Here is a 22,781-nt window from a genome sequence, read left to right on the forward strand (position 1 = left end):
GATGCCTCCCTTGGCTTGCGATGCTAGTCGAACGGAACGTGGATGCCCGATGCACGCATCCTAGCTGTTCGACAGCCACGCAGGGGAGTAACAAGGCCGTCGTGATTCGACAACCGCAACGCGGCGCGGCGGCCGCGGCACGGACAGACGGCAGCACCGCGAGACGGCAACGCAGCACGGCAGCGCGACACGGCAGCGCAGCACGGCAGCAGGTGCTACGCGTGACGCGCGCGCATCCCGTAGTTCAACGCCGCGCACAACACGAGCAGCGTGCCGGTCACGAAGAACACCTGATGCAGACCCGCGTGCGCGCCGATCTGCGCACCGACGAGCGGGCCGATCACCTGCCCGGAGAACTGCGCCGATTGCAGATAGCCGAGCGTCTTGCCGGAATGATGGTCGTCGACCAGATGGCGCACCATCTTCGCGATCGCCGGCAACAGGCCCGCGATCGTCATGCCCATCAACCCGCGCAACAGCGCAAGCTGCCACCAGTGCGTGACGAACGCCTGAGGAATCATGATGAGCCCGGTGACCGCGAGGCAGCCGACGATCACGTTCCAGCTGCCGATACGATCGGCCAGTGCGCCCAGGCGCGGTGCGGTCAGCATGCTGCCGAACGCGGCGGCAGCCATGATCACGCCGGCGGTGCGCGCGAGATGTTCGTGCGGTACGCCCAACTGGGCGACATACACGGTGATGATCGGCTCGATCGACATGTTGGCGAACAGCACCATCATCGCGGTGACGAGCAGCGTCGCGATGATCGCGCGGTGGGCGTTCGGTTTGACGTTATCGGTTGCGCCCGGGTGGGGCCTGGTGTCCGCGTGCCGGTCGAAATCTTCGCGCACGAACAGGACCGTCGCGGCGGCGGCGACCGCGATCATCGCGCCGCCGACGAAGAACGTGCCGCGGATGCCGACCAGATCGGGCAAAAAGCCACCGACCAGCGGACCGATCAGATTGCCCGACAGCGCACCGGTGGACAGCACGCCGAGCGCCCAGCCGGCGCGTTCGCGCGGCGCCTGTGTGCCGATCATCACGATCGAAGCGGACGCATAGCCGCCGATTAATCCGGCCGCCAGACGTAGCGCGACCAGTTCGGCGACGCTGTGCGCGACGCCGATTAGCGACATCACGATCGCCATGCCGACGGCGGCGCGCACGAGCATCGGTTTGCGTCCGTAGCGATCGGCGAGCCGTCCCCAGACCGGCGCGGTGATCGCGGTGCCGAAGAACGTCGCGCCGAAAGCGACGCCGGACCACTGCACGACCGCGGCCGGCGATTTCACGCCTAGCTGCGCGACGTACAACGGCAGGAACGGCAGCAGCATGCTCAGGCTCACCAGCGTAGTGAACGAGCCGAAAACGCAGATCGTGAGATTGCGCTGCCAGTAGGGCTGGTTTCGGATCACGTAACTGGCGGGCTCGCGCGGTGACGAAATCGCCGGTTTCAGACTGTTGGCGGACAGAGCCATAAGACCCTCGTGTTGGCCGGTTTGCGACGAGTCAGGACGCAGAGCCGTCGGTCACTTCATCAATGCTTGCCGCGCGCGTTGGTGGACCTCTGCGTGCGGACGACCTACGTAGGATAGGCGTAAACACCAATCTTAAAAAATGAATTGATGTGATGCGGGGTATCTTGAATTGTGATGAATCGGGCTTGGAGAGGCCCCCCTCCACGCGCAGACAAACCAGATTGAACATCGACTTCGCAATGGCCCCAATAGGCGGCTATCTATTTAATCCTTGCTGCAGCAAATAGCTATTAACGCGATGCGTTTTCCCACAATATACATATGAGGATTGCAGATCAAACGGTGGGAGGAATAATGCGCTTGGAGCGTAAGTGTTTTAAAGACGTCGACCTAACGGATCCTTTCTTTGATTCTTTGAAAGCAAGTTATTCTGAGTTTACGGAATGGTTTACAAGAAAGGCTCAAGAGAATGCTTATGTATTCACAACCGAACAAGGTGCCGTTGATGGGTTCCTGTACCTCAAAGTCGAGGATGGGATGGTTTCCGACGTAAATCCGGTTTTAGCGTCCGCGAGGCGTCTAAAAGTTGGAACCCTTAAGATCAACGCGCACGGCACCAAACTTGGCGAGCGATTCATCAAGAAGATCTTCGACCATGCGACGTACGAAGGTGTTCAGGAGATTTACGTGACGGTCTTCGACGTGCACGCCCCGTTGATCGCGCTATTGTGTCGCTATGGGTTCATCAAGCGCGCGTCGAAGAAATCCGCCAATGGTATCGAGTCGGTGCTGGTCAAGCGGCTTTACGACCAGCATCACGGCATCGTCGCACGCTATCCGATTGTGAGTCTTCCGGGTCAACGAGCGTACCTGCTTTCACTCAAACCTGAATGGCACACACGACTACTTCCGGACTCAATCCTCAAGACGGAGACCGCAGACATCGTGCAGGACATCTCCCATACGAACAGCATTCACAAGGTCTATCTCACGGCGATGACGGGGTGTCGATGGACTCAGGCACGGCGACGTGCTTCTGATCTACAGAACCACTGACGGACTCGGTCCGGCTCACCATCGTTCCGTTGCGACGTCGGTCTGCGTTGTCGAGGAAGCCCGCTCGATTCATTCTTTTGCATCGCGCGACGCGTTTCTTGGTTATTGTCGCCCGTACAGTGTGTTCACGGAACAGGAGTTGAGTCGGTTCTGGAGCAACAAACGGTACCCGCACATCATCCGCTTTACATACAATATCGCGTTGAAGAAACGGATCACGCGCGGTGCGTTGATTGAAAATTTCGGGCTAGACGCGAACGCGTACTGGGGCTTCTTGCCTCTTACCCATACGCAGTTTATAAACATCATCAAAAGCGGGGGCGTCCATGAAAGTCTTGTTATCCATTAAGCCCGAATTCGCCGAAAAAATCCTGCTGGGGGAGAAGCATTTCGAATTCCGGAAAGCGATTCCGAAGGCGCCCGGCGTCAAAACTGTTGTGATCTATGCAACAAAGCCGGTCGGGAAAGTTGTGGGTGAGTTCGACATCGATGGCGTCATCTCTGCGTCCCCACGTAATCTGTGGTCGCGCACCAAGGAGTTTGCCGGGATCACGAAACAGCGCTTCAACGAATATTTCGACGGGCGCGAGGTCGCACATGCGATCAAAGTGAAGGATGCGCGACGCTATGAGAAGCCACTCGAGTTGCCGTCGGTGCTCGAAAGCGGCGTCGCGCCTCAATCCTTTTGCTATTTGACGTAGTCGCGCAATCGGCCAGCCGCCCGGATGGGGCGGCTGGCCCGTGTCAACATGGCGGCCGGTCGCCCGCCGCGCCCATCTAACCTTACGGCAACCCCGGCAACAACAACAACGCCGAAAACCCCGGCACGCCCGTCGTCATCCAGCGCCGGGCCCGCCCGTGGCCGAACGACTGCACCTTGTCCGCCTGCACCAGCGACTCGAGCGCCCGCTGCACAGTGCGCTGGCTCGCGCCCAGCGCGAGCGCGAGCGCCGAACTCGACCACGCTTCGCCGTCCGACAGAAATGCGAGCATCGCCGCGTGTTCGCCTTCGACCGGTTGCGTCAGCACGATCACCTCGCGCGGCTCGCGCGGCGCCAGCACGAACCCGCGCGCGGTCGCGTTCACGCCGGCGAGCGTGCGCAGCATCGAGCGCAACCGGCCCAGCTCGACGCGCAGCCGCGCGCGATGCGTTTCGTCCGCATGCCGGGTGCGGAATGCTCGCGCGATCAGCGTGTCGCGTGGCACGTCGGCGGGCCATGCTTCCGCGAGCGCGCGCACGAGCGTCAACAACACCGGACGCCGCGCGAGCGACACCACCGTATGCGCGTCGCGCACCACATAGCGGCACGCGTCGACGACCAGCGCCGGCGATGCGAGCAGCGCCTCCACATCGTCGAGCAACAGCAGCCGCTCCTCGCCGCGCGCAATCCGCCGCGCCGCCGGCGCGTCGAGCATCCGCGCCGCGCTTTCGACCTCCGCACTCAGCGCGGGAATGCCGGCCTCTCGCGCGGCGCGTTCCGCGCGCGCGAGCGCCGCACGCGCCGGCTGACTACGCAGCCGCCGCATCGCGATACCCGCGACCACCAGTTCATGCGCCGCTCTCAACGCCGGCGGCAGCAGCGTCGGGTCGAGCCCGGCGAGCGACTGCTCCGCGTCATCCAGGCGCCCGATCAACAGCAGCCGCCGTACCGCGAGATAGTGCGCGTGCGCGGCGTTCACGCGGTCGCCGTGCGCGTCGAGTGTCGCGCGTGCCGTGTCGAGCATTTTCGCGGGCCAGCCGAGATCGCGCGACGCAAGGGCAATCTCTGCTTCGGCGACCACGCAGCGTGCACGCGCGACCGCTTCTTTCGCGCCGAAGCCCCGGGCCGCACTGCGTAACAGCGCCTTCGCGCGCGCCAGTTCACCGAGTTGCGCCATTGCGATGCCGCGCAGCGCAAGCGCAGGCGGGTCATCGCGCAACGCGACGCGATTGAGCGCGCCAAGCGGATCGCCCGCGGCCAACGCGCGCGCGGCGGACGTGATCAACGAATCCATCGATGCGAATCCCGACACACTTGTCACTCCCTCCATGCGAACCCCGCGGACTAATCTGGCTTCACGAACAGCAACCACGCTGGTTCGCCAACCGGACATCCGATCAAGGATACCTAAAGGAGGGACGAAACATGACGACGCATCCGACTGGAACACGCGATCAATGGCTCGCCGCGCGCCTCGAACTGCTCGATGCGGAAAAGGAGCACACACGGCGCGGCGACGAACTCGCCCAGCGACGCCAGGCACTGCCGTGGGTACGCATCGATAAGACGTACCGGTTCGACACCGACGCAGGCCGCGTGACGCTGGCGGAACTCTTCAACGGCCGCTCGCAGCTGATCGTCTATCACTTCATGTACGGGCCCGACTACAAGGCGGGCTGCCCGTCGTGCTCCGCCATCGCCGATGGCTTCGACGGCATCGCGGTGCACCTTGCGCATCACGATGTCACGCTGATGGCGGTGTCGCGCGCGCCGCTTGCAACGCTGCACGCGTACCGGCAGAGGATGGGCTGGTCGTTCCCGTGGGCATCGTCGCTCGATAGCGACTTCAATTTCGACTTCAACGTGTCGTTCACCGAGCAGCAGCAGCGTGAAGGAACGGTCGACTACAACTATGCGCGCGGCGCGCACGCGCTGGACATCAAGCCGCCGCCGGCGCCGGTCGTCGAGTTCGCGGCTCGCTGCGGCACCGATGCGACAACCTATGCGCAAGACCGGCCGGGCCTGAGCACCTTCGTGCTCGAAGACGGTGTCGTGTACCACACGTATTCGACCTATGCGCGCGGGCTGGATGGCGTATGGAGCATGTACCAGTGGCTCGACCGCGCACCGCGTGGGCGCAACGAAGCGGGCATCTGGTGGCGCCGGCACGACGAGTACGGCCCGTCGCGGCAACGCGCAACATCGGCGGGCTGAATCATGAACGTTGTCCGCACAACCGATGCACGGCCGCACCTTGCGCACACGGCACGCGCAATCGCCGCACCCGTTTCACGCCGCGTGTTCTTCGGTCTTTCCGCGATGCTGTTCGTCGCGAGCGCGGTGTTGACGGCGGTCGTCTGCCTGTCGATGTCGGCGGCCGGCGACATGCCGATGCCGGGCGGCTGGTCGATATCGCCCGGATGGTCGCGGATGTGCGGACAGACGTGGCCGCGCGCCGCCGCGTCGTTCGTCGGCATGTGGATCGTGATGATGGTCGCAATGATGCTGCCGTCGCTCGCGCCGACGCTGTGGCGCTACCACGAGGCCGCGGGCCGGCTCGGCAGCGCGCGTGCGGCGCGCTTGACGGTGTGGATCGGCGTCGGCTACTTCTTCGTATGGGCGATGCTGGGCGTCGCGGTGTTTCCGCCGGGCGCGGCGCTCGCCGCGCTCGACATGCAGTGGGCGGCGCTTGCGCGCGCCGTTCCCGCTGCGACCGGACTCGTTGTGCTGATCGCCGGCATGCTGCAGTTCAGCGCGTGGAAGGCGCGTCTTCTCGCGTGCTGCCGCGGCGCACTGAGCGGGCCATCGGCTTGCGCATCGGGCGGCGCTGGCGCGTTGCCGATGGAGGCGCGTGCGGCGTGGCGATCGGGTGTGCGTCTGGGGCTGCACTGTATATGCTGTTGCGCGGGGCCGACGGCCGTGCTACTTGCAGCCGGCGTGATGGATCTGCGCGTGATGACGGCGGTCGCGGTCGCCATTACCGCTGAGCGCGTTGCGCCGAACGGCGTGCGCGTCGCACGCATGATCGGCGCCGCGGCGATCGGCATCGGCGTGCTGATGCTGGCGCGCACCGTGGTTAGCGCCGTCGCCGCAAATGGCTAGTGCCTGCGCGACCCGCGCACATGCGCATCGCATCGCATCGCGTCGACGTGCATCAATACCGCCACCACCCCGGTCCCCACGGCCCCCAATTCCACGCCGCTTCCTCGTTCATTTGCGCGGTCATCTGCTGCTCACGCGCGAGGTTCGCCTGGAACTGCTGTCGCCGATACGTATCCCATGCGTTCTGGTCGCCGATGTAGAGGCATCCGCACGCGTAAGGGTCCGCGTAAAGGAACACGACGTGCGAGCCCTGCGTCTTCTGCACGACGCGATTCGGCGGCAGCGTCTGCAATTGCTCCCGCCGCTCGGGCGTATTGGCGGGCAGTATCGTGAAGCCCGCGGCGGCCAGCATGTCGTCCTTCTCGCTGGCGCGTTCCTGAGGCGATGCGCACGCGGCCAGCACGCCGCAACAGATCATCGCGATTGTCATCCTGACTCGGTTCAGCATGATGCCCTCCGGGCGACGGATACGACATGACTCGTTATTGGACGTTAAAGCGGAATGAAACGCGCTGATGCCCGTTGCCGGCCACGTTGACCGCGCGATGCTGCTCATCAGTCTTATAGCGCGCGTAAACGGTATAGCTCCCCGCGGGCAGTTTGACCAGCATATACGGGCCACGCGAATCGGCATGCATCACTTCGTCACCCTTCGCGTCCGCGACGCGCACCTGCACATCCGCGAGATAGTCGCCGGTCGGCCCGAAGAAGCCCATCGAAAGCGGCCACTGGTTTTCATCGTGACGCATGGCTTCGGCTTCGTCGTGACCGATGCCGCCGGAGACGAAGCTGACATCGCCTTGAGTCTGGACCGGCGGCAATGCGGGGCTTTGCGCGAACGCGCGGCTCGATACCGCGAGTACGAGGGACGCGGCAAGCGCGGTGGCGGTCGAATGCCGGATGGTCCTTGGCTGCATGTTGCACTCCTTGAGATAACGCGTTCACTTCGTGTCGATAGGGTGTAACCGTTGATCGGCGTGCAGTGTCTCAGAACGTTGCAGGCGAAGTCTTTTGAATAAGCACGAAGCGTTTTCCCGCTTAACCGATCTGTTGCTCGCGCAGATTCTCTGCAAGGAACCCGCCGATCCAGCCGGCATCGAACACGTTCGAAAGACCGCACGTGATCGACGCGACGAGATCGCGCGGCCCGTTCGGCGCCAATCCACGCCGGGTGTTCGCGCGCGTGACGACGGCGAATCGGCCGCTGGCATAAAATCGAGGTCCGCGAGATTCCCTGTGCGATCTGCTTACACCGCTGTCACGACGCGGTGCTTTACGGAGTCAACCGATGAACACCGCAGTTGCAAACGAAACGGCCAATCACCGTGAAATCTGGCTGATCCGTCATGGCGAAACCGAGTGGAGCCTGAATGGCAGGCACACCGGACGCACCGACATTCCGCTTACCGGGCACGGGCGCGAACAGGCGCGTGCACTTGTGCCATTGCTGCAAGCGGTGCACTTCGACACGGTGCTGTCGAGTCCGCGTACGCGCGCGCTCGACACCTGCAAACTCGCTGGGCTAGGCGAGCGCGTCGAAGTGGAGCCCGATCTGCGCGAGTGGGACTACGGCATCTACGAAGGACGCACGACCCACGAGATTCGCGACAGCGTGCCTGACTGGGCGGTCTGGCATTCGCCGATTCCGCAAGGCGAAAGCGCGGAGCAGGTTCAGGCGCGCGCGATGGCGTTGATCGATCGCTTGCTGGCGATGCCTGGACGCATCGCGCTCTTTTCGCATTCGCATTTCTTGCGGTCGCTGGCCGGATGCTGGGTCGCGAACTCCGTCAAGTTCGGCGCGCATCTGTATCTCGACACCGCGTCGGTCAGCATTCTCGGTTTTGAGCGCGATACGCGCGCGATACGGCAGTGGAACCGGCTGCCATCGCTGCCTGGCTAACTGATCGCGGGCTGACTGCGTCGCCTTCCTTGCGCCGATTCTCCGGCACGTCACACGTCAATCCCATTCATCAGCCCACGCGAGCGCGATAGCGGCGCGCGTGGCGCCGAATGCACGCGCACGCCGGCTCGGTTCGCGCGGGGTCATCGCGTTACCGAAATATGTCGCCGTATGTCACCGCGGCGCCGGTGGCCTCGCGCAACCTTGCGCGCGTGCGGGGCGGAAGCGATGACATATCCCGACATAGTTTGCCGATGGTCTTTAACCGCCGCGCTTTATAGAGTGCCTGCGTGGGACGCGACGGCGCACGCAACGATCCAGCCGGCCGACGCGAAATTCCCCGGCCCTGAAACTTCGCTCGCTGATCATCATGGCTCACACTTTGAAACTCACGTATATCGTCTCGCTGGTGTTCGTCGGCCTGTCGCTGGTCGAAGCCTTCGTGCTGAACCGGCGCAGCCGCCGCGGCCGCGGCGAACCGTTCGACTGGAACGAAATGCGGCTGTCGCTGATCGATCTGGTCGGCCGCAAACTGATCGACCTCGTACCGCTGTCGCTCACGACACCGTTGTTCGCTCTCGCGTGGCGCCACCGCATCCATACGGTCACGATGCACACGGTGCCGACGCTGATTGTCGTGTTTCTCGTGCAGGAGTTCTGCTACTACTGGTACCACCGTACGTCGCACCGGATGCGTTTGATGTGGGCGACGCACGCGGTGCATCATTCGCCGAACCAGTTGTCGCTTGGCACCGCTTACCGGCTCGGCTGGACCACCAGGCTGTCCGGCTCCGCGTTCTTCTTTATGCCGATGGTCTGGCTCGGTGTGCGTCCGGAGATCGTGATGATCACGCTGGCGATCAACCTCTGGTATCAGTTCTGGATTCACAACACGTGGACGCCGAAGCTTGGCTGGCTCGAATATGTGATCAACACGCCGTCGTCGCATCGCGTGCATCATGCATCGAATCTCGAGTACCTCGATGCGAACTACGGCGGCGCGCTGATCATCTTCGACCGCCTGTTCGGCACGTACATCGCCGAGCGCAACGATCTGCCGTGCCGTTACGGCCTCGTCACGCCGACCCGCACCCGCAATCCGTTGACCGTCGAATTCGAGCATTGGGTGACGCTGGTGCGCGACGTCGTGCACGCAAAGAATGTGTGGACCGGGCTCAACCATATCTTCCGTCCGCCGGGCTGGCTGCCCGACGGCAACGGCGAGACCACCGAAGATATGCGGCGCCGCGCCGCCGAACAGGCGCTGGTCGATCGACGGGCCCGGGCGCTGGCGCGCGGCGCGGAGATTTTACGGATGGCTGCCGCCCGACATGCTCTGGAACACCCCGTCGCGGCGAATCCACGCATGCACCAGCGCGGCACCGAGGTGGCCGAGAATCAGCAGGAAGAAGGCGTAGCCGAGCAGTCCATGCAGACGCCGCAGCTGACCATACACGACGATATCGTGCGGCAGGATCGGCGGCAGGTCGAAACCTTTCCACATGATCACCGGGTAGCCGCCCGCCGATTGCATCGCCCAGCCGATCAGCGGCATCGCGATCATCAGTGCATAGAGCGCGTAGTGTGACCCCTTCGCCGCGGCCGCCTGAATGCCCGGCAAGTCGGCGGGCAGCGGCGGCGGGCGATGCGTGATCCGGATCGCGAGCCGGATCAGCGCAAGGATCAGGATCGCGATGCCGATCGGCCGGTGCCATGCGAGCAGAGCGGGGTAACGCACGCTCACCGTCGACACCATGCCGACGCCGACATACAGCATCACGAGAATCAGCAACGCCATCAGCCAGTGCAGAATGCGCGCCGGCAAGACGAAGTGTTCGTGCAACGTAGTCTGCGGCGCGCTCATTGAGCTCCTCCGTTGTGTTGAAGTTCGATCGTGATCGCATCGGGGCGCGGGCCTTCTGCCGCGCGCCGCTGGAAAGACACCGAATAAGCAGCCGAGCGCGCGGGTAGCAGCGGGTCTTCGGAGCGCGCAACGCCCCTGGGCAGAATCAGCGGATCGTAGTTGTAGTCGCGGCAGTGACCTTCCTCTTCGGTCGCGATCTGATCGAACACCAGCGTGCCCGCATCGATGCGCTGATGGTCGGGGCTCCAGGCGACGGTCGCATTGTTGGTCTCGTCGCCTTCATTGGCGGGCACGAGGATCATGTGCCACTTCACCGGACCGTTGTGAATCCGCTGCAACAAGTCGTTGAACAGGAAGTTCGGTCCGAGCGCCGCTGCCTTGCTCTTGTCGAGCGCCGTGAACGGCTGCTCGGGTTCGAACTGCCAGCGCACGTAGCGCACCGTGCCGGTCGCGTCGGTGAAGCGGAACGCGTTGATGCTGTAGTAGGTGCCGTTTGAAAAGCTCGATGGCATCGGCGTTTTGCCGATGTATTCGAGGAAGCGCTGCGTCTCCGGATGCGTCGACAAAAATGCCTTCATCTTGTCCGGGTCCGGCTTCTGCGTCGCTGGGTCCGGCTTCGACGCAATCTGCAGTGCAACAAAGTCTTTTGGGTTCGATACGACGAAAATCGGCGTCTGGTCGAGCGCCATCCGCCACTCTTCGCCGTCCGGTAGCTGGAAGCGCATGCCGAGCCCATGGAAGATCTGGTCGTCATCGTTGCTCTCGGGCATCCCGGCGCCGGTATTGAAGCGCCCGATCACCGGCGCGACGGACTTGGTAAACAGCGCCGCGCGCGACAGCGCGATGCCCGCGCCGTTCGATTCGAAGTGACCGCTCACGCAAATGCCCTTGGTATGGGCGCGCCGGAACCCGGGATAGATTCTTCCGGCGTTGTACTGAAGAATATTGACCAGGGTCGAGCCACTGGTGCGGTTTGGCGTGAGCCAGCCGCCCACCCACGCGAACAGCAGCAGCAGCACGACGACAATGAGCGCAATCGCCGCGAGCGCGGGCAAGGGATTGCGCGACGGACCGGGAGACGTCATCGGGCGACCTCCGTGAGAGCGGAAGGGTGGGGAAGCGCAAAAAGGGCGCAGCGCTATCGTGCCGCGCACGGGGCCGCGCCGGATTGCGTGTGAGTATGCAGCCCTAAAATTTTTAGCATGTCCGAGTTAGCACGGCCAATTTTCTTTTTATGCGGGAGTGCGGGGATGGCTGCGCCGTGCGTCCCATGGGCGGCCCGTGCGACGCATGCGACCCGGGTGCCGGCCTCCCGAAGGAAACGGCACACGGGCTCGTGCTGAGCGGACGACGGTCTATTTCGGGTTCGGCGCTCGTCCCATCTTTGCGAGCGTGAGGGTCTCGTCCGCACGGCCCCAGCCGCCGTCGGCGACTTCTTCGACGAGCACCATCGTGTACGGCCGCACGCGTTCGCCGAAGTATTCAACGAACATTGCGGTGGTGCGATGAATGATCTCCTCCTTGCAGGCGGCGTCGACGAGGCCTTCGGGGAACTTGAAATTGGCAAACGGCATACTTCTCTCCTTCAGCGGGTCTACATAAAAAATGCGCGTTTCGCGCGGCTTAAGGGTCTTGGCGTGTGCGTCCGGTGCGCCGGCGGTCATGCATAGCCGCCGTTCACGCGCACGACCTGCGCGTTGACCCACGCGCCATCCGGACCGGCGAGGAACGACACCGCCGAGGCGATTTCGTCAGGCGTGCCGATCCGTTCGAGCGGCGCGAGTTTCGCGAGGCGTGCGATCTGCTCTTCGGTTTTGCCGTTGAAAAACAGCTCGGTGCCGACCGGCCCCGGCGCGATCGCGTTGACGGTGATCGCGCGGTCGCGCAGTTCGTTTGCGAGGACCGGCACCATCGCTTCCACGGCCGCCTTACTGGCGATATACGGGCCGTAGCCTGGAAACGACTTCGCGATCACGCTCGACGTCAGCACGATAATCCGTGCTCCGTCGTCCACACGCGCGGCCGCTTGTGCCATCACGATGAACGCGCCGCGCAGGTTGGTCGCGATCGTCTGGTCGAATGTTCTGACAAGATTGACGTCCATCTTCGCGATCGGCATGATGCCGGCGCTATTCACGACCACGGCAACCGGGCCGAATGCGCGGCTTGTCTCGACGAACAGGCGCTCGACGTCCTGCGGGTTGCCGACATCGCCCTGCACGGCGATTGCGTTGCCGCCGACCGCCTTGATCGCGCCGACCGTTTCCTGCGCGCTGACCGCGTTGCACGCATATTGAATCGCGACCGCGAAGCCGTCTGCGGCGAGACGCATCGCGATCGCCTGGCCGATTCCGCGTGAGCCGCCGGTGACGATCGCGGCCTGCTGGTGAGTGTTCATGCCCTGCTCCTGATCCATGAAAGTGGGCGTGGCGCCCGTCAGGTGAGCATTGTTGACATTTAACCGGTCGCGATAAAGCGTCCGGAATTGCGAATAAAATTCAATGACGCTCAATAATCGGCGTAGCGGTATCGGGCCAGCATTCCAAAATTCTGATAAATGGCGTGCCGTCCTGCCCATTCATTCAATTAGCCTGAATAAAGACCGCCATGGATCGACTCGATGCGCTGCAGCTATTTACCCGGATCGTTGAAGTGCAAAGCTTCAGCCGTGCCGCGGATATGCTCGGCATTCCGCGCGCGACGGCCACTTATGCGATCAAGGAGCTCGAGACGCGTCTGGGCACGCGGCTACTCGAGCGGACCACGCGCCAGGTGCGGCCGACGCTCGATGGACAGGCGTTCTACGAACGCTGCGTGCTGGTGCTTGGCGAACTGGACGACGCCGAAGCGTCGTTGCGCCATGTCGCGTCAAATCCGCGCGGCGTGCTGCGCGTCGATATGCATGGCACGCATGCGACACGTATCGTGCTCGCGCGAATCGACGAGTTCCGGCAGCGCTATCCGAATGTCGAACTGGTCGTCAGCAGCGGCGACCGGCTCGTCGATCTCGTGCGCGAGGGCGTCGACTGCGTGATCCGCGCGGGCAATCCGCGCGATTCGAGCCTCGTGGCGCGGCGCCTCGCTTCGATGCCGCAGGTCATCTGCGCAAGCCCCGACTATCTCGCTCGCCATGGCGCGCCCGACCACCCGGACCAACTCGGCGACCATCAGGCCGTGCGTTTTTTCGCGAGCGGCGCCGCGAACGACTATCCGTTCGAACTCGTCGTCGACGGCGCGATTCGCGAGTACACGATCGGTGGCTGGATGTCGGTGAGCGACGCGGAAAACAACGTCGTCTGCGCGATGCGCGGGTGCGGGCTGATCCAGGTGCCGCGCTTTCACGTCGACGATGAACTGCGTGATGGGCGTCTCGTCGAAGTGCTCGCGCAATGGGCGAGCCCGGAGATGGTGGTGTCCGCGCTGTATCCGTACCGGCGGCAGTTATCGCCGCGTGTCCGTGTGTTCGTCGACTGGCTATGCGAGCTATACGAGCAGAAATTCGGCGCGCTTCGATAGCGAGGCGGTCGTTGCACCGCGTATCGCGTCGATCGCGCATAAGCTTTATGCTTTCGGGTCTGCGAACAGAAGCCAACCCGAAGCTGCTGAAACGACAGGTCACTACAGGTCATACACGGATGAGAAAGCCTATCGATGGACTGGCCGCGACATTAATGATTGTGATGTGCATCGCATGGGGCCTGCAGCAGGTCGCAATCAAGTCCGTCGTCGCGGACGTGTCGCCGGTGCTGCAAGCGGCGCTGCGCTCGGGCGTCGCTGCGCTGCTGGTGTGGCTCTTCAGTCACCTGATCGCGCGCGAGCGCTGGCTGCCCGGTATCGCACTGCGCTCCGGCCTCGTGGCGGGCGTTCTGTTTGCGCTCGAGTTCCTGTTTATTGCCGAAGGTTTGCGCCGCACCAATGCATCGCATATGGCAGTGTTGATTTATACCGCGCCGATGTTTGCGGCGATCGGACTGCATCTGCGAATTCCCGATGAAAGGCTGACGCTGTTGCAATGGGCGGGCATTGGCCTCGCGTTTTTGGGCGTTGCGGTGACATTTCTGGTGCCCGCGCTGGGCGCAAACGATGCGAACCTCGTGACTTCCGAAGGGCTGCTCGGCGACCTGTTGGGGTTGTGCGCCGGGGCCGCGTGGGGACTGACGACGGTTGCGATCCGCGTGAGCCGCCTAAGCGAAGCGCCGCCGTCGCAAACGCTGTTCTACCAGCTGGCGGTCGCGTTTATTGCGCTGCTGCCGTATTCGTATCTGACTGGGCAGACCTGGTTCCACGGCACGCCGCTCGCGTGGGCGAGCCTCGCCTTTCAGGCTATCGCGATCTCCTTCGCAAGCTATCTGACGTGGTTCTGGCTCTTGCGGCGCTACTTCGCGGCGAAGCTCGGTGTGTTGTCGTTCATGACGCCGCTATTCGGCGTCGCGTTCGGCATCGTGTTGCTGCATGAGCGGGTGTCCATCGCGTTTCTTGTCGGCTCCGCTTTCGTATTGACCGGGTTACTGATCGTCAACGGGCAAGGGTGGTTGCGTCAGGTTTTTATGCGCGTCGCGCGCAGCGCGGGCACGTCCTGAACCTTCAACATCGTTGCTCGCGCATCAATCGTCGCGCCGGTTCCGCGTGCGCAGCAGGTAACGGCCGTATTTGCCGGTGATCTGCTTGACGGGACTGTCTGTCGACGAACCGCCGCGCGAAACACCGAACACATTGCGCGGAAAATCCAGTTGCTGCTGAACCGCCCAGATCTCGTCGTGACGATCGGGCGAGAAGAGTTGTGCAGGGTCGCCGACGGCGATCCAGCCGATCGGCACCGTGCTGTTTTCCGGCAGCCTGGTCCGCAGATGGACGACACCGTTGATGCGCACCTCGCTCAGTTTGCCCAGCGATGCGCCGTTGAATACGGATGCACCGGTCGCGATAAAGCATTCATCGCCGACCGTGCATCCGGCCAGATGCGTATGCGGGCCGACCATCACGTGATGGCCGATCACGCAGTCGTGATGCGCTGAACTGCGTATCACCGCTTGCTCCATCACGACCGTGTTGTGACCGATCACTATGCGGCCGCCGTCGGCGACGAGCACCGCGCCGTACGATACGACCGTTTCGGCGCCGATCGTCACATCGCCGTCGATCACCGCGTTGGGGGCAACATACGCGCTCGGGTGAATCTGACGCATATCGGATCTCCGTCGAGTGGTGTAGCGAAACGGCTTGACAGGCTACCTGATGAGCATGATTCAGTCCTGCTTTTCGAACGCATTTCATCGCGATCAAGCAGGCGCGACTATACGCTTATCCGCATTGCCGCGGGTTGACAGGCATGGCAAACCGGTCAACCATTGTCTGACAAAACAATGCGCAGTTCACAATCTGGACACCGTTGCACAACATGCGCGATGGTGAACGGTCAAGGAGACGCGATGCCGGCCCCCGCTAAAAGCGCCAATGACATGACGCCTTATCAGCTTCCGAATCCACGCGAAGCATTGCGCGAAATCGTCGTTAATCCCGCTATTCCGCAAGATGAGCGTCTGTGGGTGCCGCAAGCCGAAAATGTCTGGTTCCGGCCGCTGTGCCTGAACGTATCGTCCGGCTACTGGATGAACCTGCTGCGTGTGCGGAAATCAGGCGTGCTGAGCCGTCACCGTCATCCGCAGGCGGTGCACGGTTTCGTGCTGAAAGGCCGTTGGCTGTATCTGGAACATGACTGGGTCGCGACCGAAGGTAGCTATGTGTTCGAGCCGCCAGGCGAAACCCATACGCTCTATGTGCCCGACGATGTCGAAGAGATGATCACGTACTTTCAGGTGAACGGCGTGATGTACTACTGCGATCCGCATGGCAATTACACCGGCTATGAAGATGTGTTCACCAAACTCGACATGTGCCGCGCGCACTATCAGGAAGTCGGGCTCGGCGCGGCGTTTGTCGACCAGTTCATCAGGTAACCCTGAACCTGTCCTCGAAGCGACCTGACGAAAAAACCCCCACAAAAAACGGAGACGCCCGATGCAACCCAAGACTTCACGTCTTCGGCGCATTCAATGGATCGCGCTTATATTTCTGACGCTCGCCGGTATCGTCAACTATCTGGATCGCAGCACGCTGTCGATCGCGAATCATTCGGTTAGCGCGGAGTTGGGGCTCACGGCGTCACAAATGGGTTTGCTGTTATCGGCGTTTTCATTCGCGTATGCGTTTTCGCAGTTGCCGGTCGGCGCGCTGCTCGACCGCTTCGGTGCGCGGCTGATGCTCGGCCTTGGCATGTTTGTCTGGTCTTGCGCGCAACTGTGCGGCGGTCTCGTGCAGACGCTGCCGCAATTTCTCGCGGCGCGCATTGCGCTCGGTATCGGCGAAGCGCCGCAATTCCCGGCTGGCGCAAAAGTGGTCAGCGAATGGTATGCGTTGCGCGAACGCGGCCGGCCGACCGGCATCTTTACGACCTCATCGACGATCGGCCCCGCACTCGCGCCGCCGATACTGACGGTGCTGCTGCTCGCATTCGGCTGGCGCTGGATGTTTGTCGTGATGGGCGTGCTGGGTATTGCGGTCGCGATCGGCTGGTACCTGGTCTATCGCAATCGCGCGGACATCACGCTCGAACCGCACGAAGTGCGGCATCTGACCGAAGAGGAACCGCTCGCGCGCGCCGAGCGCAAGATGACCTTTGCCGAGTGGCGCGGCCTGTTCGGCAACGCGACCACGTGGGGCATGATTTTCGGCTTTATGGGCGTGATTTATATGGTGTGGCTGTATCTGACGTGGCTACCCGCGTATCTCGAGCATGAGCGGCATCTGACGATCGCAAAGACTGGCTGGGTCGTATCGATTCCGTATCTGTTCGGCACGCTCGGCATGCTGTCGAGCGGTTTTATCGCCGATGGGCTGATGGCACGCGGCATGGCGCGCATGCGCAGCCGCAAATGGCCGATCTGCTGCGGGCTGATCGGCGCTGCGGTGTTCACCGTGCCCGCTGCGTATACGCCGAACCTGACGCTCGCGATTGTTTATCTGTCGGCGGCGATGTACTTCGTCAATCTCGCGAGCGGCGCCGCATGGGCGCTGGTCAGCGTCGCCGCGCCGCGGCATCTGGTTGCATCGCTTGGCAGCATCCAGAACTTCGGCGGTTATTTCGGCGGGTCGTTTGCACCGTTTATCACCGGCGTGGTCGTCGACCGCACGCATTCGTTCGTCAATGCGTTTCTGATCAGCGCGGGCGTATCGTTCGCGGCGGCGCTCGTCTATATGTTCGTCGTGCGTCTGCCGATCGCCGATACGGTCGAGCTTGGCTCGGCCGCGCAACCCAGGATAACGCAACCATGAATGCGCAACGTGCGATGACGTTTCAACCGGCTCTGTTTGCCGGCAAGACCGTTGTGGTGACCGGCGGCACGCAGGGTATCGGCGCGGGCGTCGCGCGCGAGTTCGCGGCGCTCGGCGCGCGCGTGATCGCGGCGGCACTGGCGCCGACTGCCGGGCAGCGAAGCGCGCTTGCATCGAGCGGGATCGACACGGTGGAGCTGGACGTCTCGTCGCGACAGAGCGTCGATGCGCTGTTCGGTGCATTGTCGTCCGTGGATGTGCTGGTGAATTGCGCGGGTGTGATTCGCCGCGGCGAAGAACTCGACCCGGATGTGTTCGCGCAGGTCCTCGATGTGAACCTCACCGGCACGATGCGCGCGTGCGCGGCCGCGCGGCCATTGTTGCGCGCGAGCGGCGGCGCAATCGTCAATACCGCGTCGATGCTGAGCTTTTTCGGCGGCGGTCTTGTGCCGGGTTATAGCGCGAGTAAAGGTGGCGTCGCGCAATTGACGCGATCGCTTGCGATCGCGTACGCGCCGGACCGCATTCGGGTCAACGCGGTCGCTCCCGGCTGGATTGCGACGCCGCTCACGCAGGCCCTTCAGGATGACGACGCGCGCTCGCAGGCGATTCTCGATCGCACGCCTATGAAACGCTGGGGTACGCCGGCCGATATCGGGCCGGCGGTCGCATTCTTATGCTCTCCGGGTGCATCGTTCATTACCGGGACGGTGCTGCCGGTCGACGGCGGCTATCTCGTCGCGTGACGCCAACGGTATTGCTTATATCGCCGCGTGTTATACGTAATGTTGAATTGCACGCGCAAGCACGCTCAGTCGTTGTGCGTGCATCGAATAACGCGTTTGCATCACGTGATGCAATGCAAACCCGATACTTAAGATTCCGTTAAGGTCGTACCAGGTAGTTTGCCAACATTGATGGACGCATCGGAGAAGGCCAGAACAATTGACAGGAGGGAGCGCCCCTACACAATGAATCCGATGGACCAGATCATGGAAGGCGAAGTTGCACACCTCGAGCAAATCGTCCGGATGCTGACAGTCGCGGACCACATCGATATCAAATACTGGGAGCGTCGAATAGAAGGGTTAAAGGCGCGCGCAACAGCGCCGACACACATCGAGCGTCTTCGACAGCTCGCGATCCGCATCGACCGGCTTCGCAATGGTTTGAATCCCGACACCGGCAGGTAATTTCACGCGGATGCTTACCCGCTCTGCGCGCGCGCAGGCGGTCATGAGCATCCATTGGGCGTCCGCCTTGCGCAGCGTAGGCCGGCCGACCGTCGCGCGCCGTGCGTTCCGATCGACCCGCGGTATCGCTGCTGTGACGCACCGGGTATGCCGTCGACGCGCGCCTGGTGAAGTCACGGCACTTGCGTCACGCCCACCGGCGAAGCGCACGGGCCTTGAGATGGATTGCCGCAGTCACTCGTGAGCGAGCGCTGACCTGAGGAAGGAGTCACGGTGAACAGTTTGGCCACACGAGGTCCGAACGGATTGTTCGGCGGAGGCTCGAGGTTCACCACCAGTGCGTTTTGCGCATTCGCCCAGATTGCGGTCGGCCCGGCGCTGGTCGGCCCTTGTGCCGCGTTGCCGTAGTCCGTGGTTACGGTCCGGTTGCCGTTCTGCGGACTGACACTGAGCACTGAGCCTTTGCTGTTGGTCCCTCCCCGGGCGTCGGTCAGGTAGAGCGGGCCGGGCGAGCCAAGCAAACCGGAATACAGCGATACCTGTACCGGCGAGTTTGCTACGGTCCCTTGACTGGTATTGCCAAGATCGCTGAGCAGCGTGCGGTTCCCGTTAGCGTCTACGGAAATGATCGCCGAAGTCCTTGCGCCGCTGCTCGTGTTGGCTAGCACGATGATCTTGTCAGGCACGCCGAGCAGGCTGGCGTGCAAGGTGATCGACGTCGGGTTTGCGCCTGCAGTGCCCTGTGCCTGGTTGCCGAAGTCGCTGAGCACAGTGCGTTGACCGGTAGCCGGGTTGACCTTGAAGATCGCGCCATTGTTGTTTGTACCTGCGGATTTGTCGGCCACATATAGCGCGGTGCCGAGCCCGAGCAGCCCGTTGCTACCGACTACCGCCACCGGTTGAAGGCCCAGCGGGCCCTGGCCTGGATTATTGAAGTCAGTGATCAGCGTGCGCGCTCCGGTAGTGGGATTCACGCCATAGAGCGCGCGGCTGGACATATCCACGGCCACCACCGTATAGCCTGTGAGTCCGAGCAGGCCGTCGGGTACAGAGCCGACAGCAAACAGGTTGCCGCCAGACACCGGCCCTTGGGCCGCATTGCCAAAATCGCTCACGATAGTCCGGTTGCCTGATCCGTCCACCTTCAGTAGCGCCCCGGCCTGGTTGGTGCCGAGGTGCGAGTCGAGTAGAAAAGTGCTCTGCGCATGCGCGGCGGGCAGTGTTGCGGACATAAGCAAGCAAATTGCGACGACAAGTGATTTCATGATTGCCTCCTGCGTGAAGGCATGGCCAAAACGCGCCGTGCCGATAGCAAATATCCGGATATCGATTTACTGGATACGAATTAAAAGATATTCGTTAATGATTCGATTTGATCGGGAATAATCAGAGAACCTCCGATGATCGGGTCGATAGACAGGGCGGGGATCCAGCTCAACGTACGGGTGGAAACCAGTGAGGTGGTTTGCAATCGGGTATTGCGGGATATGAAGGTGTTTACGTCAATTTATTATTTGATATATGCCTTAAAAAAATGTGCTAATCAATTTGTGGAGCAGTATAGTTAAGGTGTCTGGATTTACAAGCGCGACTTGTAAATAAGATGCAGGAACTTCATAGGGGCGCCTAAATTGAGGGAGAAGAATGCTAACTGTGTCGATAAGAATGGTTTAAAGAATTGCGCATGGATGGTCGTGGCCGTGTTGACCGCGGCGATGGTGATTGCGTTGACAACGTTGTGGATGGAGCGTCGGGCGCCCGGCAATCGTGCGCAACCCGCGTGGCAAACTGCGTCGTCGGGCATCGTGTCGCCGCGCGCTTTCCCCGGCGCAGATCAGGCCGGCGCGGCGCTGTTCGGGCGGCAAGCAACTGTGGACGTGCTGGAACAACTCGCCGCGCCGCGCGCGACGCCTTGGGTACCGGCTGCGACGTCGCAAAGTGCCACGCTATCGGAAGCGTATCAACGTGCGATGGAATTTCCGGTGTTCGATTCGCTGGCGAGCCGGAAAGATCCCGAGGGTCTGTTCGAGACCGCCGCATGGGCCGACGCTTGCCGGCAAGTCGAGGTACACGACGCGACGCTCCGTTGCGGCGATAGCCGCCTGCGCGATCCGGCTTACGCGGAAACCGTGTTGGCGCGAGCAGCTGGCACAGGTCAGGCCGGCGCGATCCTTGAGTTGGCGATGCGTTATCCAACCTCATGGAACACGATCTCACTCGGCAACGGCGTGATGCTGGACGACGCGCTCTATATGCTCGCGCAACACGGGAACTTGCGCGCGCTGGATCTGCTGCGACAGTGGTGCACGTTGGGGAACCACTGCAAGGAGCCAACGCTGACCCGCAATGTGTTGATGCTGTTGATGTTTCGTGCGACGGGCGTCAGCTATCAAGCGGCCGATGCAGCGTCAGGATTCGAAGGCAGCGCGGCCGACATCCGGCGCGCCGAGTCGCGGGCGGCGCAAATGGGCTTACTGCATTGAGACAGTACACCGCCAGGCGCCGATCAGATGCCGACGCCGAACTATGAGCTGTTCGAGACGATCACGCTTTCGAAGCGGCAGCGCTAAGCGGGTAGGGTGTCGCGCCGGCGTCGTTTGCGAATGCCGGTGCGCTGAGCGCCGCGGTGGCGACAACCAGTGCGATTGCAGTAAGGCTGGCGCCGCCGACCAGCAAGGACGCGGCCAATGGTCTTGTCATGATCGTGACTCCGTTGTTTGAGGGACCCGGCACGGCGCATGCTGCGTTCGTGCCGGGCTACATCAGGTTAATTCGACACCCTAAGCGCTCGCTTAAACCAGCGTCAACGTTACGTCGATATTGCCGCGCGTCGCATTCGAATACGGACAGACGACGTGCGCCTTGTCGATCAGCGCCTGAGCCGCCGCGCGATCCATACCCGGCAGCGAGATCTTCATCTCGACTTCGATACCGAAGCCATTCGGAATCTGGCCGATGCCGACGCTGCTGTCGATCGACGCGTCCGCCGGCATCGAAATCTTGTCGCGCGCCGCGACGAACTTCATCGCGCCGATAAAGCATGCGCTGTAGCCGGCCGCGAACAGTTGCTCCGGGTTCGCGCCGTCGCCGCCCGCTCCGCCGAGCTCGCGCGGCGTAGTCAGCTTGAAATCGAGCTTGCTATCGGCCACTGTCGCACGGCCATCGCGGCCGCCGGTTGCGTGAGCGTGAGCACGGTACAGCACTTTTTCGATCGACATGATGGAACTCCTGTTCGCGTTGGGTTAAATGGGACCTGCTTGCGGGTTGGCCGGCACTCGTCGTTATCCAATGACGACGATGCCTGCTTGAAGCCCGATACAGCTTAAAGCTTCGCTCCGGTCGACTATCAATCTACTGGAAGATAGATAACCGTCGCTGCAAAAAAGCGGCGAACCGCTCGACCTGCACCTGTATGACATTCACTCTACTTCGACACCTTCCACGACGCCTCGACTTCTTCGAGCCGCGATTTTGTCTGAAACAACCGGCTCGCCAGCGCACTGCCCTGATACGCGGCGAACAACGTGCGCGCCGCTGCTTCCGGCTTGCCATTTACCGCAAGCGTGCGTTCTTTCACGCCTTGTGCGAGCACCTTCGCGAGCCAGCTTTCGTTGGCCTTGAAAAAGGCCTGCACAGCGGCACGAACCGTGTCCGGCAGCGACCCGATGTCGGCGGCGAGCATGCCGCACAGACAGATCTGATCGCCATCGCCAAGCACACGGCCAAACAGCTTCGTGTATTTCGACAGCTTTGCATCCGCGGGCAACGACGCATCTACCGAGCGAAGCAGCCCGAAGATCTGGTCGCTGTATTCGTTGACCGCTTCGAGCGCCAGGTCTTCCTTCGACGGGAAGTAGTAGTGGATGCTTGAAGTTTTCACCCCGACCAGTTCGGACAGATCGCGATAGCTAAACCCGTTGTAGCCATGCAGCATCATCAACGTGATGGCGTGATCGAGAAGCTGCTCGCGGACTGTTGCTGTCGTTTCCATGACTCGTACTTTATCTACTCATAGATAGACAGTCAAGCGGTTTTCCTAACATCGACGATTTCTTGCCCCCATGCGAATACCGAAGCACCTATGCGAATCGCATGGACGTTGATAAGCATCAACATTCGCGCCTTAAATATGTGTCAACTTTACTTATTCTTTGT

Annotated in this window: 25 protein-coding genes and 1 pseudogene; 13 read left to right on the top strand and 13 right to left on the bottom strand. The window is 62.2% G+C overall.

All coding sequences use genetic code 11. The features are described from left to right. Positions 1 to 215 precede the first annotated feature (215 nt). Complete coding sequence (locus tag BX592_RS24885; protein WP_134195607.1) at positions 216 to 1,478, bottom strand: MFS transporter; 1,263 nt, start codon at positions 1,476 to 1,478, stop codon at positions 216 to 218. A 321-nt stretch (positions 1,479 to 1,799) separates the two neighbouring features. On the opposite strand from BX592_RS24885, the gene BX592_RS24890 reads away from it, so the two are divergent. Together BX592_RS24890 and BX592_RS24895 are read left to right on the top strand one after the other, a co-directional pair. Further along, a complete protein-coding gene (locus tag BX592_RS24890) occupies positions 1,800 to 2,534 on the top strand; it encodes a GNAT family N-acetyltransferase (protein WP_243849718.1) in 735 nt (244 codons plus the stop codon). Between the two features lie 326 nt (positions 2,535 to 2,860). Next, complete coding sequence (locus tag BX592_RS24895; RefSeq protein ID WP_134195609.1) at positions 2,861 to 3,235, top strand: ASCH domain-containing protein; 375 nt, start codon at positions 2,861 to 2,863, stop codon at positions 3,233 to 3,235. Between the two features lie 82 nt (positions 3,236 to 3,317). On the opposite strand, the gene BX592_RS24900 is transcribed toward BX592_RS24895, so the two are convergent. Continuing rightward, on the bottom strand, positions 3,318 to 4,529 hold the full coding sequence (locus BX592_RS24900; RefSeq protein ID WP_134195611.1) for a helix-turn-helix domain-containing protein: 1,212 nt from the start codon (positions 4,527 to 4,529) through the stop codon (positions 3,318 to 3,320). A 131-nt stretch (positions 4,530 to 4,660) separates the two neighbouring features. Between BX592_RS24900 and BX592_RS24905 the strand changes: the two genes are divergently transcribed. Further along, positions 4,661 to 5,449 (top strand): DUF899 domain-containing protein, encoded by a 789-nt coding sequence (locus tag BX592_RS24905; protein ID WP_134195613.1) that lies wholly within the window; start codon positions 4,661 to 4,663, stop codon positions 5,447 to 5,449. Between the two features lie 3 nt (positions 5,450 to 5,452). Then, positions 5,453 to 6,337 carry a DUF2182 domain-containing protein gene (locus BX592_RS24910; RefSeq protein ID WP_134195615.1) on the top strand — a complete coding sequence of 295 codons (885 nt, stop codon included), beginning with the start codon at positions 5,453 to 5,455 and terminating at the stop codon, positions 6,335 to 6,337. A 52-nt stretch (positions 6,338 to 6,389) separates the two neighbouring features. Here the strand turns inward: BX592_RS24910 and BX592_RS24915 are convergent, their stop codons facing one another. Then, complete coding sequence (locus tag BX592_RS24915; RefSeq protein WP_134195617.1) at positions 6,390 to 6,785, bottom strand: hypothetical protein; 396 nt, start codon at positions 6,783 to 6,785, stop codon at positions 6,390 to 6,392. 34 nt (positions 6,786 to 6,819) lie between these two features. Then, a complete protein-coding gene (locus BX592_RS24920) occupies positions 6,820 to 7,254 on the bottom strand; it encodes a carboxypeptidase-like regulatory domain-containing protein (protein ID WP_134195618.1) in 435 nt (144 codons plus the stop codon). Between the two features lie 371 nt (positions 7,255 to 7,625). Between BX592_RS24920 and BX592_RS24925 the strand changes: the two genes are divergently transcribed. Then, positions 7,626 to 8,237: a histidine phosphatase family protein gene (locus BX592_RS24925; protein ID WP_134195620.1), complete on the top strand. Its 612-nt coding sequence runs from the start codon at positions 7,626 to 7,628 to the stop codon at positions 8,235 to 8,237. A 370-nt stretch (positions 8,238 to 8,607) separates the two neighbouring features. Beyond that, positions 8,608 to 9,489 (top strand): annotated as a pseudogene (locus BX592_RS24930) (sterol desaturase family protein); the annotation flags it as partial. 57 nt (positions 9,490 to 9,546) lie between these two features. Here the strand turns inward: BX592_RS24930 and BX592_RS24935 are convergent. The 4 genes from BX592_RS24935 to BX592_RS24950 form a co-directional block, all read right to left on the bottom strand. Next, positions 9,547 to 10,101, bottom strand: a complete 555-nt coding sequence (locus BX592_RS24935; RefSeq protein ID WP_134195622.1) for a cytochrome b — start codon at positions 10,099 to 10,101, stop codon at positions 9,547 to 9,549. Further along, a complete protein-coding gene (locus tag BX592_RS24940; protein ID WP_134195624.1) occupies positions 10,098 to 11,186 on the bottom strand; it encodes a catalase family peroxidase in 1,089 nt (362 codons plus the stop codon). Before BX592_RS24940 ends, BX592_RS24935 begins: the two co-directional genes overlap by 4 nt. A gap of 270 nt (positions 11,187 to 11,456) precedes the next feature. After that, positions 11,457 to 11,765 carry a tautomerase family protein gene (locus tag BX592_RS24945; RefSeq protein WP_243849719.1) on the bottom strand — a complete coding sequence of 103 codons (309 nt, stop codon included), beginning with the start codon at positions 11,763 to 11,765 and terminating at the stop codon, positions 11,457 to 11,459. After that, positions 11,762 to 12,499: an SDR family oxidoreductase gene (locus BX592_RS24950; protein WP_134195626.1), complete on the bottom strand. Its 738-nt coding sequence runs from the start codon at positions 12,497 to 12,499 to the stop codon at positions 11,762 to 11,764. The genes BX592_RS24945 and BX592_RS24950 overlap by 4 nt, the downstream gene beginning before the upstream one ends. Positions 12,500 to 12,708: 209 nt before the next feature. Between BX592_RS24950 and BX592_RS24955 the strand changes: the two genes are divergently transcribed. Both BX592_RS24955 and BX592_RS24960 read left to right on the top strand, forming a co-directional pair. Next, positions 12,709 to 13,617, top strand: coding sequence for a LysR family transcriptional regulator (locus BX592_RS24955; protein WP_134195628.1), 909 nt, complete (start codon positions 12,709 to 12,711; stop codon positions 13,615 to 13,617). Between the two features lie 119 nt (positions 13,618 to 13,736). Next, positions 13,737 to 14,681 (top strand): DMT family transporter, encoded by a 945-nt coding sequence (locus BX592_RS24960; RefSeq protein ID WP_134195630.1) that lies wholly within the window; start codon positions 13,737 to 13,739, stop codon positions 14,679 to 14,681. Positions 14,682 to 14,705: 24 nt separating this feature from the next. On the opposite strand, the gene BX592_RS24965 is transcribed toward BX592_RS24960, so the two are convergent. Further along, the gene (locus BX592_RS24965) at positions 14,706 to 15,287 is read right to left on the bottom strand and encodes a gamma carbonic anhydrase family protein (RefSeq protein ID WP_134195632.1); all 582 of its coding nucleotides are present in this window, start codon (positions 15,285 to 15,287) and stop codon (positions 14,706 to 14,708) included. Between the two features lie 243 nt (positions 15,288 to 15,530). Here BX592_RS24965 and BX592_RS24970 point away from each other — a divergent pair, with 243 nt between their 5' ends. The 4 genes from BX592_RS24970 to BX592_RS24985 all read left to right on the top strand — a co-directional run bounded on the left by BX592_RS24970 (position 15,531) and on the right by BX592_RS24985 (position 18,626). Next, a complete protein-coding gene (locus BX592_RS24970) occupies positions 15,531 to 16,058 on the top strand; it encodes a 2,4'-dihydroxyacetophenone dioxygenase family protein (protein ID WP_134195634.1) in 528 nt (175 codons plus the stop codon). Positions 16,059 to 16,119: 61 nt separating this feature from the next. Next, complete coding sequence (locus tag BX592_RS24975; protein WP_134195635.1) at positions 16,120 to 17,433, top strand: MFS transporter; 1,314 nt, start codon at positions 16,120 to 16,122, stop codon at positions 17,431 to 17,433. 14 nt (positions 17,434 to 17,447) lie between these two features. Further along, on the top strand, positions 17,448 to 18,179 hold the full coding sequence (locus BX592_RS24980; RefSeq protein WP_134195790.1) for an SDR family NAD(P)-dependent oxidoreductase: 732 nt from the start codon (positions 17,448 to 17,450) through the stop codon (positions 18,177 to 18,179). Between the two features lie 225 nt (positions 18,180 to 18,404). Beyond that, complete coding sequence (locus tag BX592_RS24985) at positions 18,405 to 18,626, top strand: hypothetical protein (RefSeq protein WP_134195637.1); 222 nt, start codon at positions 18,405 to 18,407, stop codon at positions 18,624 to 18,626. Positions 18,627 to 18,799: 173 nt separating this feature from the next. Here the strand turns inward: BX592_RS24985 and BX592_RS24990 are convergent, their stop codons facing one another. Next, on the bottom strand, positions 18,800 to 19,891 hold the full coding sequence (locus BX592_RS24990) for a hypothetical protein (protein ID WP_134195639.1): 1,092 nt from the start codon (positions 19,889 to 19,891) through the stop codon (positions 18,800 to 18,802). A gap of 429 nt (positions 19,892 to 20,320) precedes the next feature. Between BX592_RS24990 and BX592_RS24995 the strand changes: the two genes are divergently transcribed. After that, entirely contained in the window at positions 20,321 to 21,109 is a 789-nt protein-coding gene (locus tag BX592_RS24995) for a hypothetical protein (protein WP_134195641.1), read from the top strand. Between the two features lie 61 nt (positions 21,110 to 21,170). Here the strand turns inward: BX592_RS24995 and BX592_RS34010 are convergent, their stop codons facing one another. The 3 genes from BX592_RS34010 to BX592_RS25005 form a co-directional block, all read right to left on the bottom strand. Further along, positions 21,171 to 21,326, bottom strand: a complete 156-nt coding sequence (locus tag BX592_RS34010; protein ID WP_166676455.1) for a hypothetical protein — start codon at positions 21,324 to 21,326, stop codon at positions 21,171 to 21,173. Between the two features lie 92 nt (positions 21,327 to 21,418). Further along, positions 21,419 to 21,844, bottom strand: coding sequence for an organic hydroperoxide resistance protein (locus BX592_RS25000; RefSeq protein ID WP_134195643.1), 426 nt, complete (start codon positions 21,842 to 21,844; stop codon positions 21,419 to 21,421). Positions 21,845 to 22,050: 206 nt separating this feature from the next. Then, entirely contained in the window at positions 22,051 to 22,617 is a 567-nt protein-coding gene (locus tag BX592_RS25005) for a TetR/AcrR family transcriptional regulator (protein ID WP_134195645.1), read from the bottom strand. Positions 22,618 to 22,781: the final 164 nt, after the last annotated feature.

This window comes from Paraburkholderia rhizosphaerae, assembly GCF_004366595.1.
GTDB classification, from domain to species: Bacteria; Pseudomonadota; Gammaproteobacteria; order Burkholderiales; family Burkholderiaceae; genus Paraburkholderia; species Paraburkholderia rhizosphaerae.